Annotated in this window: 11 protein-coding genes and 1 pseudogene; 5 read left to right on the top strand and 7 right to left on the bottom strand. The window is 60.4% G+C overall.

Going from position 1 to position 11,674, the window contains the following annotated elements:
• Positions 1-118: 118 nt before the first annotated feature.
• Positions 119-1,732: a vWA domain-containing protein gene (locus H8B15_RS10945; protein WP_187319728.1), complete on the bottom strand. Its 1,614-nt coding sequence runs from the start codon at positions 1,730-1,732 to the stop codon at positions 119-121.
• A 467-nt stretch (positions 1,733-2,199) separates the two neighbouring features.
• Between H8B15_RS10945 and H8B15_RS10940 the strand changes: the two genes are divergently transcribed.
• The 3 genes from H8B15_RS10940 to H8B15_RS10930 all read left to right on the top strand — a co-directional run bounded on the left by H8B15_RS10940 (position 2,200) and on the right by H8B15_RS10930 (position 6,916).
• Complete coding sequence (locus H8B15_RS10940; protein WP_187319727.1) at positions 2,200-3,837, top strand: L-tyrosine/L-tryptophan isonitrile synthase family protein; 1,638 nt, start codon at positions 2,200-2,202, stop codon at positions 3,835-3,837.
• An 85-nt stretch (positions 3,838-3,922) separates the two neighbouring features.
• Positions 3,923-5,701, top strand: a complete 1,779-nt coding sequence (locus H8B15_RS10935; RefSeq protein ID WP_187319726.1) for a TauD/TfdA family dioxygenase — start codon at positions 3,923-3,925, stop codon at positions 5,699-5,701.
• A gap of 33 nt (positions 5,702-5,734) precedes the next feature.
• On the top strand, positions 5,735-6,916 hold the full coding sequence (locus H8B15_RS10930; RefSeq protein WP_187319725.1) for an NAD(P)/FAD-dependent oxidoreductase: 1,182 nt from the start codon (positions 5,735-5,737) through the stop codon (positions 6,914-6,916).
• Positions 6,917-6,959: 43 nt separating this feature from the next.
• On the opposite strand, the gene H8B15_RS10925 is transcribed toward H8B15_RS10930, so the two are convergent.
• The 4 genes from H8B15_RS10925 to H8B15_RS10910 are packed head-to-tail and all read right to left on the bottom strand — an operon-like array spanning position 6,960 to position 9,555.
• On the bottom strand, positions 6,960-7,928 hold the full coding sequence (locus H8B15_RS10925) for an SRPBCC family protein (protein WP_187319724.1): 969 nt from the start codon (positions 7,926-7,928) through the stop codon (positions 6,960-6,962).
• Positions 7,925-8,659: a metallophosphoesterase gene (locus H8B15_RS10920; protein WP_187319723.1), complete on the bottom strand. Its 735-nt coding sequence runs from the start codon at positions 8,657-8,659 to the stop codon at positions 7,925-7,927. Before H8B15_RS10920 ends, H8B15_RS10925 begins: the two co-directional genes overlap by 4 nt.
• The gene (locus H8B15_RS10915; RefSeq protein WP_187319722.1) at positions 8,637-9,167 is read right to left on the bottom strand and encodes a hypothetical protein; all 531 of its coding nucleotides are present in this window, start codon (positions 9,165-9,167) and stop codon (positions 8,637-8,639) included. The genes H8B15_RS10920 and H8B15_RS10915 overlap by 23 nt, the downstream gene beginning before the upstream one ends.
• A gap of 4 nt (positions 9,168-9,171) precedes the next feature.
• A complete protein-coding gene (locus tag H8B15_RS10910; protein ID WP_246455396.1) occupies positions 9,172-9,555 on the bottom strand; it encodes a hypothetical protein in 384 nt (127 codons plus the stop codon).
• A gap of 684 nt (positions 9,556-10,239) precedes the next feature.
• Between H8B15_RS10910 and H8B15_RS21390 the strand changes: the two are divergent.
• Positions 10,240-10,407 (top strand): annotated as a pseudogene (locus H8B15_RS21390) (IS701 family transposase); the annotation flags it as partial.
• Between the two features lie 38 nt (positions 10,408-10,445).
• On the opposite strand, the gene H8B15_RS10905 reads toward H8B15_RS21390, so the two are convergent.
• Together H8B15_RS10905 and H8B15_RS10900 are read right to left on the bottom strand one after the other, a co-directional pair.
• Positions 10,446-10,811, bottom strand: coding sequence for an MmcQ/YjbR family DNA-binding protein (locus H8B15_RS10905; protein WP_187319721.1), 366 nt, complete (start codon positions 10,809-10,811; stop codon positions 10,446-10,448).
• A 122-nt stretch (positions 10,812-10,933) separates the two neighbouring features.
• A complete protein-coding gene (locus H8B15_RS10900; protein WP_187319720.1) occupies positions 10,934-11,110 on the bottom strand; it encodes a DUF6728 family protein in 177 nt (58 codons plus the stop codon).
• Positions 11,111-11,200: 90 nt separating this feature from the next.
• On the opposite strand from H8B15_RS10900, the gene H8B15_RS10895 reads away from it, so the two are divergent.
• Positions 11,201-11,665, top strand: a complete 465-nt coding sequence (locus H8B15_RS10895) for a Cif family virulence factor (RefSeq protein WP_187319719.1) — start codon at positions 11,201-11,203, stop codon at positions 11,663-11,665.
• Positions 11,666-11,674: the final 9 nt, after the last annotated feature.

Here is an 11,674-nt window from a genome sequence, read left to right as displayed (position 1 = left end):
GGTTTCTTGTTTGACTGTCAGCGAATAACAAGAAACCAGCAACCAGAAACCAGCAACCAGAAACTACAACGGCGGCGTAACAGCAGATTACAAGGCTCTATGTTGCTTTCCGTGAGCCTTATCGAGACGCAGTTTCCTGGTCCAGCTCCATGGCTTGCTGCACGAGGGTCTGGAATTCGGTGCGTGCGCCGTCGGGGTCTGGCGATGCGCTGGATTGGGCCAGCGCGGCCGTGCTGGCCCACGTGGCCGTACCCGCGTAGGGCGATTTGCGCAGCAGCAGGCCAAACTGCGCCACGGCCGCGGCCCAGCGCAGGTTGTCGGAGGCGCGGGCGATGGGTTCATCGAACCGGACACTGCGCACCGGCAGCGTCAGCAGCTGGCTTGCACTGCCGGCGGGCTCCTGGTACCGCAGCTTGACAGTGAGTAGCTCTTGGCTGTTGGTGGCGGCGGGGGTAGGCTGACTGGCCTGGTATTTCAGCGGATCGACGGAGGCAGGGCTGGCGGCGGGGGCCGCCACCGGCACCACTTCGTAGAGGGCCGTGACCTGCTGGCCTGCGCCCAGCTCGCCGGCGTCCTTGCGGTCATCGTTGAAGTCTTCGGCGGCCAGCAGGCGGTTTTCGTAGCCGAGCAGGCGGTACTCGCGCACCAGGGCGGGGTTGAACTCAACCTGCACCTTCACATCCTTGGCCAGCGTGAAAAGCGTGCCGCCGAACTGCTGCACCAGCACCCGCCGGGCCTCCTGTAGCTGGTCGATGTAGGCGTAGTTACCGTTGCCTTTATCCGCCAGCAACTCCATGGTGTGGTCCTGTAGGTTGCCTGCTCCGAAGCCCAGCACCGAGAGAAAGACGCCCGATTCCCGCTCCTGCACAATGAGCCGTTCCAGGTCGGCCGCGCTCTGCTCGCCCACGTTGAAGTCGCCATCCGTGGCCAGGATAATGCGCGTGTTGGTGCCGGGGCGCTGGTGCTGCTGCGCCAGCTGGTAGGCCAGGCGCAGGCCTTCGCCGCCCGCCGTGGAGCCGCCCGCTTCCAACCCATCGAGGGCGCGCAGAATGGCTTCAGGCTCGGCCCCCGAAGTAGGCGGCAGCACCACGCCGGCGGCCCCGGCGTACACCACCACGGCCACGTAATCCTGGGGCCGCAGCGACTCGCGCACCAACTGCCGCAAGGATTCCTTGAGCAGCGGAAGCTTCTGCGGCTCGTTCATGGAGCCCGACACGTCGAGCAGGAATACCAGGTTGGCCGGCGGCAGGTGTTCAACCGGCACCTGCTTGCCCTGCACGCCCACCAGCACCAATTGGTGCGCTGGGTTCCAGGGACAAGTTGCTACTTCGGCCTGTAGCGAGGCCGGGCCGGTACGCGGCTGCGGATACGAGTAGGAGAAGTAATTGACGAGCTCTTCCAGTCGCACGGCGTCGGGCGGGGGCAGCTGCCGGTTTTGGGTGAGGAAGCGCCGCACGTTGGCGTAGGAGGCGCGGTCCACGTCAATGGCGAAGGTGCTGAGCGGGTTGCGGGCGGCCGCCAGAAACGGGTTTTCGTGGATAATGGCGTACCCCTCGCGGGAGGCGTCCGGGGTAGCGGGGGTAGGCGCCGCCATAGCATCGTCCGGCACCAGCGGCATGGCTTCTACCTCTGATTGCACCACCGTTTCGGTGGAATATTGTTGGTGGCAGGCGGGCAATAGCCACGCGGCCACCAGCAGCCCCCACAGGGGCAGCAAGCGGTGTATCTTCATAAGACAGAAAAAAATAGGGGTAGTGAAAAGCCCTCCGGGTGACGGGCACCGGCTACTCCCCCCCGCGGCAATGCCCGAGTGGGTAGGGAGCTTGCTACCACCGTGTTTTCTTCGCGACGAAAACCAGATGACAGCGCAACACATACAGCCGGATACCAAGGGTATCGGCCCAGGAGAGGCAACGGCTACGGGAAGCAACGCCCGTACTCTATATACCGGTAGGCTGGTAGAGGTAACCCACCACAGTGCGTCGGTCTTGCCACGCTGCTAGGTAGGATTTACCCTAACGCGCTTGGGCTCCTACCCTCAGCTCACTTGAAACGAGCTTGGTGAAGCGAAACTAAATCACCGCAGAAGGATGATCCAGCATTATTATTGGACTTCTCCGCGCAAGGCTTCTCCCGCCGCAGTGCTACCTTTCGCCCGCCAGGCTCAACGGCCGCGCGTCCCTTCTTCACTCGCTTTCGATGGCTACCCCCTCCGCCTCTGTTTTTTCTGCCCCCACCACCCGCTGGCACCTGCTCGACACCGGCCTGCGCCTTTTCGAGACGCAGGGTTACCCAACTGTTTCCGTGGCCGATATTGCAGCGGCGGCCGGGCAGCCCTTATCCGAGGTCTACCGGCATTTCGGTTCTAAAGACGACTTTGTGCTGGGCCTCTACCAGCGGGTGCACGATGCACTGGAAGCCGGCGTGCCCGACCTGCCGGCCGGTCCGCTGGCCCGGCGCTTTCAGGCGCTGCTGCACACCAAGCTGGCGCTGCTGGCCCCGCACTACCAACTGCTCCGTTCGCAGCTGGCCACCTTGCTCGACGCCGACGCACCCACCGGCGTGCTAAGCCCCGCCACGGAAAACATCCGGCTGCGCGGGCTGGCCCTCTGCGAAATCGTGGTGCGCGGGGCCGCCGACGCGCCCGCCGACGACGCCCTGATCATGCAGCTGGCGCAGACGCTGTACGCCGTCCACTGGGGCGTGCTGGGCTTGCGCCTGCTCGACCGCTCCGCTCAGGGGCAAGCCACCGACCAGCTGCTGGAACTCTTGAGCACCGGCCTGGCCCTGACGACGCCCCACCTTTCCACCCTACTCGGGCCCTTCTTGCTCGGGCAGATAAGCCCGGTACTGGCGCAGTTTACGCACGTGGCCCCGGCGGTGGATTTTGAGGTGGCCCGTCGCGTGGCCAAGCTGGTACTGCGACACCGCAAGACGCTGCGAACCGGCCCGGACGACCCCGCCACAGTTGACGAGCAGAGCATTGCCCTGCAACTGCCCAAATTGCAGTACTACATCAGCCAGAACCTGCCTATTCACCTGATTTTGCCCGCGTTTCCCGCCAAGTCGCCGAACCCGCACAAAGTGCTGGGCAAGCTGCCCGATTTGGGCGAGGAAATAGCGTTGACGTTTTTGCAGAGTCTCTGCGACGACATCCGGCAGGTGTACGCGCCGGGCGCCCGCCTCAGCATCTGCGCCGACGGGCGCGTGTTTGCCGACCTGGTGCAAGTGAGCGACGCGGACGTATCGGCCTACAACGAGGCGCTGAAACAGCAGCTGCAGCACCTGGGCACCCCGGATCTGGACGTACTCAACCTGGAAGACCTGCTGGCTACCAACTCGTTTGATGAGGCCCGCGCCTGGATTGTTGCCCGCTACGGCGAGCCCCTGGACGAGCTCAAAGCCCGCGTGCGCGACACGGACCATCACCGCGCCCTGTTCAATGGCATTCACCGCTTTGTGTCGGAAGATGGCCTGGCGCTGGCCCCCGAAAAAAGCAAGAGCCGGGTGAAAGAGGAAAGCAAGGAAGTGGCCTACGAAGTCATCCGCCGCAGCAACGCCTGGACGCGGCTGCTGGCCCAGGAGTTTCCGCACGCCGTGCGCCTGAGCATCCACCCCCAGCACCCGCATTCCGACAAAATCGGCCTGCGCATCACGCGCGCCGCCGACGACTGGCTTACCCCCTGGCACGGCGTGGTGCTGCTGCGCGACAACGACTACGTGCTGATGAAGCGCTACCAAGCCGAAGAATCCGGTGCGCAACTGGTGGCAAAAGACGGGCACCCCAGTCACTTTGTAGCCAGCCCAAATTCTTCACAAACTCGTCCGAATTACTAACCTATTCGCACGCGGCAGCCTTGCACCTTTGCTGCGGGTGCTGGGTGCTGGGTGCTGGGGTGCTACTTTTATTTTCCTGTATCCTATGGCTTCTACTTCTACGCCAGCCTACTCCCTCGAACCCCAAGCGCCCTTCGGCTTGCTCGTGCGGGCTACCGAACCGGGCCACACCATTGCCAGTATTTCCGCCGACCAGATCACGGAATGGGTGCAGGCGCACCGGATTCTCATTTTTCGCGGGTTCGAGCTGTTCGACAAAACGCAGTTTGCCCTCTACGCCCAGCAACTGGGCGAGCCGCTCCAGTGGCCATTCGGGGCCATCAACGAGCTGAAGGTGAAGCCCGACGCCAAAAACTACCTCTACACGCCCAGCGCCGTGCCGCTGCACTGGGATGGCGCCTTTGTGGGCCGCATTCCCTACCTGATTTTCTTTCAGTGCGTGAAAGCGCCGCGGGCCGAGGACCGGGGCGGCACCACCTTCGCCGATACCGGCCGGGCGCTGGCCCGCGCTACCGCCGCCCAACGGGCCCGCTGGGAAAAAGCCACGCTGCGCTACCGCACCGAGAAAATTGTGCACTACGGCGGCACCCTCACCCAGCGCTTGGTGCAGCCCCACCCCGTTACCGGCGAAACCACCCTGCGCTTTGCCGAGCCGGTGCACGACCTGAACCCCGTGAGCGTGGAGGTGCTGGACGCCACGCCAACCCAGCAAGCCGACCTTATAGCCGAATTGCAAGCCGCCCTCTACGCCCCGGAGGTGTTCTACATTCACACCTGGGCCGATAACGACATCGTACTGGCCGACAACCACGTTCTGCTGCACGGGCGCGACGCCTTTCTCAACCCCAACGAGCGGCACATCCAGCGCATCAACCTGCTGGCGCGGCCGGCGCACCGGGGCTTGGCGCAATTCCTTAAAAACAGCAAAACGCTGCGGCGCACCGAATTTCTGATTGCCGAAATTCCGATTTTCCTGGTGCCAATCCTGCTTAGTGCCGACGATTTCAGCTTCCTGAAAAAGCCGGAGCTGTACGTGGGGCTGGCCGGTATCTACTTGCTGTTCAACTTCGGCGACTTGGTCAACGCCTACGCCGACCGCCGCGTGGATGCCGTCTATAAGAGCCACCTGTCCAATGCCGTGTTCGAGCTGGGGGAAGGGGGCGTGCGCTGGCAGATGCGGGCTTCGGTGGCGAGTACGGTGCTGGTCAGCGTGTGGCTGACGCAGCACACCGGGCGCTGGCAGTTCGTGCCGCTCACCGTGATTGGCTGGGCGCTGGGCTTCCAGTATTCGTGGCGGCCCCTGCACTTCAAGTCGCGCGGAGTGTGGCAACTGGCCGCGCAGTGGGCCGTTATCTTTTTCGGGCCGATGGCCTACACCAGCAGCTTGGTAACGCACTTTCCCAAGCCGGCCGTGCTCACGCTGGCGGCCGCCTACGGCCTGCTCCAGGTAGGGGTGCTCATGCTCAACAACGCCGAAGACTACCCCGAAGACCGCGCCGCCGGCCTGCATACGGCCATTGTGGCCCTGGGCTTGCACCGCAGCATGCGCGCAGCGCAGGCCCTGACCGGTGGCGCGGGTTTGCTGGCGCTAGGCAGCTTCGCCTATCTGTTCAAGACCGAAAAACTGCCCAACGCCGCCTACCTGGGCCTGCTGCCATTGGCCGGCGCCGTGGCCTACGTGGCCCAAGGCTACGAGACGATCAACCAGAAAATAGCCGACAAAGAGGAAACGGCCGCCGCCGCCGTGCTGAAGGAAAACGGCATGCTGGTGCCCCAATGGCTGAAAGCCACCGCCTACACCAGTCTGGTAGCGGCCGGCGTGCTTTTCGCCGCCCGCGTGTTGCGCAAGCCAGCACGAGCCTAATCAACCTTTCAACTTCACCTAGCGGGCTACCCCATGTCCATCCTCCCTACCAGCCCAACCAGTTCGGCTTCTGAAACAGCCCTTGCCCTTTACGACTGCGCCATCATTGGAGGAGGCGTGGCGGGCCTCACGCTGGCGTTGCAACTGGCGCAGGCAGGGCGGACCGTGGTGCTATTTGAGAAGGAAACGTACCCGTTTCACCGCGTGTGCGGCGAGTATATTTCGATGGAAAACTACGATTTTCTGTGCCGGCTGGGGGTGCCGCTGGCCGAAATGAACCTGCCCAAAATGACGCGCTTCACGGTGTCGTCGCCGACGGGCGAGGCGCTGCACCACCCCCTCGACATTGGCGGCCTGGGCATCACCCGCTACGTGCTGGACCAGCTGCTGGCCCGGCTGGCCGCGCAGCACGGGGCCACCATCCGGGAAGGCACCAAGGTAACGGACGTGGTATTTGCCGACGAGCAGTTTGCCCTCACCGTGGCGGGTGGGGCTACCTATCGGGCACGCACGGCCTGCGGGGCCTGGGGCAAGCATGCCAACCTCGACAGCAAGCTGAGCCGCCCCTTTTTAGAGTCCAGCCGGCGGGGCCGCCAGTTTGTCGCCGTCAAATACCACCTGCAGGAAGCCAATTTCCCCCAGGATTTGGTGGAGATGCACAATTTCCGGGATGGCTATTGTGGCCTCTCTCCAGTGCCCGGCGGGCTCACCAATTGCAGCTACATCAGCGACGTACGCAACCTGCGCGCCCACGGCAACAGCGTAGCCGAGATGGAGCGCCAGGTGCTGATGCAAAACCCGCTGCTGCGCCCCTACCTCCAGGAAGCCCAGCGCGCCGGCACGCCGCCCATCGTTATTTCCCAAATTACCTTTCGGGAGCGCTCCACCGTGGACGCGCACGTGCTCATGCTCGGCGATGCCGCGGGCACCATTGCCCCGCTCGCCGGCAATGGCATGAGCATGGGCATGAATGCCAGCTTTTTGCTGCACGGCCTGCTGATGGAGTACCTAGACGGCCGGATTTCGCGGGCCGAACTGGAACGCCAGTATACCCACGCGTGGCGGCACTTGCTGAGCCTGCGCATCACGGCGGGCCGCCTCATTCACCAGTTTTTTGGCCGTCCGTCCCTCACCACGCTTGCTATTCGCGTGCTACAGCGCATCCCGGGGCTCACTACCCAGGTGCTCCAACTCACCCACGGCAAAAGCTACTGAAAGGCAGATGTTGCCGCTGGCTTCAGTATACCACACACGGGCATCATGCGCGGGGCGACGCCGTCTTTTTTATCAATTCCAGCTCGCTCTGGAGGATATCGGCCATCAGGTAGTGCGCCCACACGCCGGCATACCAGTTGAAAGGCGTGTTGATGTAAAACCGGCTCGACAGCGTTAGCCGCGTGCTACCATTTGGCAGGGGTTTCACTTCGTAGATGTCCTCCAAAATATCGAGGTGTTTTCCGCCAATCAGAATATGCTCATCCATGACTGCGGCCGGGATGGAGTCGGGATTGGCGTTGATGCGCAAGGCTAGTAAGCGCTCCGGTTGATACTGGCTTACCGTCTCCTCAAAGTACAAGCCCTTTTCGTAGTAGGCCATGCGTTTTCCGCCAACCACCAACGTATCCAGCGTGGTCGCCACGTGGTTGGGAAAGCCTAGCAGGGTAGCCAACGACGTGTGGCGCTTGTGTGGGCTCACGCGCTGACTGGTTGTCAGCGCCTGCCAGACGGCTGCCGTGGGCGCGGGTATCGTCACCTCGCGCTGAATAACTAACTCCTGCGGCGCGGAGGCTTTCTCTCCTTCGACAAGCCCCAGGGCAAGCGGCATCACAAATAGCAGGGACATATTTAACGTATTGGGCCTCTGCCAATTGTTACCAGCATCGGTAGTTCTGGACTTGCGCAGCTTAAACGCCAGTACACCACCCAGCCCCGCGAACGTCGCGAAAATGGGGAAAACCATGATCCAGCAAATCGTGCCCTCTATCTGGAAAATAATCGTGACGACGAGCAGCACCAGGCTGGTTAGCCAGGGCTTGAAGAAGGCGGCCGTACCCGACGTGGTTTTCTCTGCCGGCGTTAGCAGGATGGTCAAAAACCCAATGAGCATGGGCACCAGAAACAGGAACGTGACGCTCATGACTTGCAGCAGGTCGTTCCCGGATACGAATAACAGCCGCAGTACCAAGCCGTACACGGCGGCGAAACCAATGGATAATAGAAATTTCATAGGGCGGTTAACGAAGGTGAGGTGTGCAGCGCTTGGACGGTCACGAAAACGACGTCTCTTTTGCAGTTGTAGCGCACGGGCAGCGTGTCGCCCAGGCCCTTGCTGATCAGGTACAGGCAGGTGCCAACCGTGGCCTTGAGCCGGTTCCACCGGTAGAAGAATCGACCCGGAAAAAGGCCCTTGGCTGATTGCCAGAACACGAATTGGCAGCCGTGCAAATGGCCGGCAAACGCCAGGTCGTACTGGTGGCTTACCGCCGTTATATCGACCGGCTTGTGCAAGCAGAGGATCCGAAAGTCCACCGCTTCGGCCCGGTCGCTCGCAACGGTGCTGGTGATCTGAACCCGGTGGCCATCAAGACAGAGGGTAACGGGTTGCTCGGCCAGCCACACCAGGTGGTGCGCCTCAACGAGCCTGCGTAGCTTTTGCACGCCGAAAAACACGTCGTGGTTGCCTGGAATGACACAGACGTATTCCCGGTCCGCAACAGCTTCCAGCAGCTGGGTGAAGTACGCGAATCCTTTCGGGCCATCCGCGTAATCGCCGCCCAGCAGCAGCACCCGAGGATTCAGCCGCGCGATGGTATCCGTAAGCCGCCGGACGGTAGGGCCGCTAAACCGGGTCAGGTGCAAGTCGGAGAGGTAGAGCACCGTGAACTCGCATCCACTGGTGGTCCTGCACACTTCGTTCCGCACCTCAAAATCATGGTTATAGCCGATTTCTAACTTCATCTTGATACCAGAGGAGAACGGATAAACAGCCAATGTGCCATCTGCGCAACGGATTACGCCGGTTCAGCAACCCGGAAAGCATGTACCCGCCGATAGCCAGCACCCCGAGCAGCGCCCGCACGAGGCCTACTCGGTACGTGGCTTTGATGCTGGTTAGAAGGGGCTGCTTCGTCCGATCAAGCAGCAAGGGGAACAGGAACAGGAAATGCACTTCCACCACGTAGAAGAACAGCACCGCCAGCGGCGTCAGCAGCACGCTTACGTTGGCCAGCGCCACCCAAGAACCGACGAAGGCTAATAAGCTGATGCCGTATTTAAAGCAGCCATACCACCCGAAAGGCGTAGCCGCATCAAACCCCGCAGGGGCATCCGGTTCATTATCCCGCAGCCGGCTGAACATCCACTGTGCCCCCAACGCGAAGATGCGGGGGGAGAATACGCGGTGAACCTGCCGGGGCTGCTGATCAAACAGGGCGGCCCCTTGCCTGAGCAAGGACTTGACCGTCATCAGCTTAACAGAAAATAAAGTGAAACCAGGCCAGCCAGGCTACCCCGTTGCCAAACACGAGCATCCTGTGGTAGGTGTTTTCCAGCTTTCCGCAACGCTTGATGTGAAACACGAACTCATCGTAGCTGATGGCCACCACAGTATAAATCAGCACTACTAGAATAGGAATCAGCCACATCGTGGGCCGGGGATGCATCATGGCCAGCCACATGAGGGCAAACATGGGCACGCCCCCCAGCCCCAGCGCAGCGGCTTCCGCATCGCGCTCCTTCTTCGGAATCTTCAGGTTGAGGGGGTTGCGATGGTAGCGCCAATCCAGCACGCCGCCAACGGTGGCAATGCCACCCGCAACGCTAACAACCAGAAACTGCCACGGCAGATAGGGCAAGTGGTTGGCAATCCTCAAGTGGTCATTCCCTCGAAAGGCGAGCAATAAGACGCCAAACAAGAAGGGGGGCACGAAGAGCAAGACCAGCGAAATATAGTGTCGATACGATTTGGAGTAAGGCATATTTTAAACTACTTGATTATCGATTCATAAATCAGGCACGCGCATATTTTCGGGCATTTGTGATAGGGGCATCGTCTAGCCCGCTTCAACGAAAAATAAGCCACTACTCGGCAGCCAAAAACGACAATAAGAGGCGTGGGCTGTGACTGGAAAAGACAGCGTAAGAAGGTAGCATAGGGAAGAAATGAAATGATGTGAAACAGAAAAATGACTTGCTGGCACAAGTTTATACAGAGTACTTTGCATTTCAAAGTATTTCTGCACACATTTTATAGGTGAGAGTTGCGGTAGGCTATTCTATGCGTTTCTCTACTATTAAAGGAAGTGGTAGGCGGAATGATCTTTCCCGTGCTCTGCTCACGGCCGCGCACCAACGCAGGGTACCCCCGCGTTGCGTGCTTTTCGACAGCTAGCACGCCTCATTAACGAACCTGAAGCACATGCGGGCACTGTGCTGGCGCACCTAAAAAGTAGCCATACCAGTACGCCTGAGCGACAGGCTGCTACAAGCGGTGAGTGCTGTAGCAGTGAGAAAGCGTAGGTCCGGCCTGCTACACTACAGCACAGCGCAACCACATCACCTGTGCCCTACGCGCCTTTCTGCATCTGGAACGACAACGCTAGTAGACCGCACGCAACCGGTATGAGGCCAAGAAACAGTTGCTACGCGAGGCTATTCGCACTTACTTGCGTAGCTCAGGCTATACGCTTACTGATCCAATTGCGTAATTCCTGTCTTAGTCTTATTATAAAACCAAGATCTGCGTTTAAGCGTCCGCTTCTTCTTGCAGAATAGCCGCCCGCTGCGCCTTAGGCAGCGAAGCCAGCACCAGATCGTAGGAATGGTCTATCCACTGGTGCAGTTGCGCATAGCTGGCGCCGGTACCAATCAGCACGGTGTTCCAGTGCTTCTTGTTCATGTGGTAGCCGGGCAGCACATAGTCGTGTTGCTCGCGCAGCTCCACGGCGCGGGCCGGGTCGCACTTCAGGTTGACGCTGGCAAACGTCTCGATAGGCGTGAGGGCGAAGACCTTGCCGCCTACCTTAAACACCAGCGTTTCGGGACCGAAGGGTAACTCCTCCGTTACGCCCGGTTTTAGGAGACAATAGTCGCGGAATTCTTCAATGTTCACGACAGAAAGAATAATGGCAAAGCGCTGGCACGCGCCTGGCAACTGGCCGAAACGCGTAGGCGCAAGTGAAAACGCAAAAGAACTACCAACAAAAAGGGCGCATACAATGCGCCCCTACCCTATTAGCGGATAAACCAGCGGTAAAGCAACACAATCAAACCAACCAGAAACATAGCCATGCTCACTTTATTGATGAAGTGCATGGTGCGCAGGTTGAAGTTGGTCTTCCGGTTGGGGTCATTTTTCCGAAAAAAGTAACCGAATACCGGACCGAAATCAAACAAGCCTTTCGTACGCATAGAAGTATGGATATTGGGTACGGCAAGATAACACCAGCCCGCCCGGAATGATTTAGTTTACTCGAACTTTTACACTGCTTTTCACTCTCCATGAACATTCTGCTACCCGCCGTTTCACTCCTGCTAGTAGCCAGCGGCCCGGCCGTAGCACAACGCCCCGATGCCGAAGCGGCTGCCGTACAGCGCACCATTCAAACGTTTTTCGCGGGTATGCGGGCCGGCGACAGCGCCCTGGTACGCAGCACCATTGCCCCCGGGGCCGTATTTCACACTATCAGCAACCGCGGCGGCACCACACAGGTGCAGCCCGAAAGCCCCGCGGACTTCCTGAAGGCGGTGGGCACCCCGCACCAACAGGTATGGGATGAGCGCATCACGTTTGACAAAGTTCTCGTGGATGCCAACCTAGCCAGTGTGTGGACGCCCTACGAGTTCTACTTGGGTAGCACCTTCAGCCACTGCGGCTACAACTCGTTTCAGCTGGTGAAGCTGGCGGCCGGCGGCTGGAAAATCGCCCACATCATCGACACGCGACGCAAAGAAAAGTGTAAGTAGGCGGCTGTT

Origin of the sequence: Hymenobacter citatus, from assembly GCF_014333615.1 — a bacterium.
In the GTDB taxonomy this organism is placed as follows: domain Bacteria; phylum Bacteroidota; class Bacteroidia; order Cytophagales; family Hymenobacteraceae; genus Hymenobacter; species Hymenobacter citatus.
Note: the sequence above shows the minus strand (reverse complement) of the source record. Positions and strands in the feature narration are given on the sequence as shown.

What these genes read in the sequence shown, in the direction of transcription:
- H8B15_RS10945 (WP_187319728.1), bottom strand. Translation starts at nt 1,732, where the DNA reads ATGAAGATACACCGCTTGCTGCCCCTGTGGGGGCTGCTGGTGGCCGCG.
- H8B15_RS10940 (WP_187319727.1), top strand. Translation starts at nt 2,200, where the DNA reads ATGGCTACCCCCTCCGCCTCTGTTTTTTCTGCCCCCACCACCCGCTGG.
- H8B15_RS10935 (WP_187319726.1), top strand. Translation starts at nt 3,923, where the DNA reads ATGGCTTCTACTTCTACGCCAGCCTACTCCCTCGAACCCCAAGCGCCC.
- H8B15_RS10930 (WP_187319725.1), top strand. Translation starts at nt 5,735, where the DNA reads ATGTCCATCCTCCCTACCAGCCCAACCAGTTCGGCTTCTGAAACAGCC.
- H8B15_RS10925 (WP_187319724.1), bottom strand. Translation starts at nt 7,928, where the DNA reads ATGAAATTTCTATTATCCATTGGTTTCGCCGCCGTGTACGGCTTGGTA.
- H8B15_RS10920 (WP_187319723.1), bottom strand. Translation starts at nt 8,659, where the DNA reads ATGAAGTTAGAAATCGGCTATAACCATGATTTTGAGGTGCGGAACGAA.
- H8B15_RS10915 (WP_187319722.1), bottom strand. Translation starts at nt 9,167, where the DNA reads ATGACGGTCAAGTCCTTGCTCAGGCAAGGGGCCGCCCTGTTTGATCAG.
- H8B15_RS10900 (WP_187319720.1), bottom strand. Translation starts at nt 11,110, where the DNA reads ATGCGTACGAAAGGCTTGTTTGATTTCGGTCCGGTATTCGGTTACTTT.
- H8B15_RS10895 (WP_187319719.1), top strand. Translation starts at nt 11,201, where the DNA reads ATGAACATTCTGCTACCCGCCGTTTCACTCCTGCTAGTAGCCAGCGGC.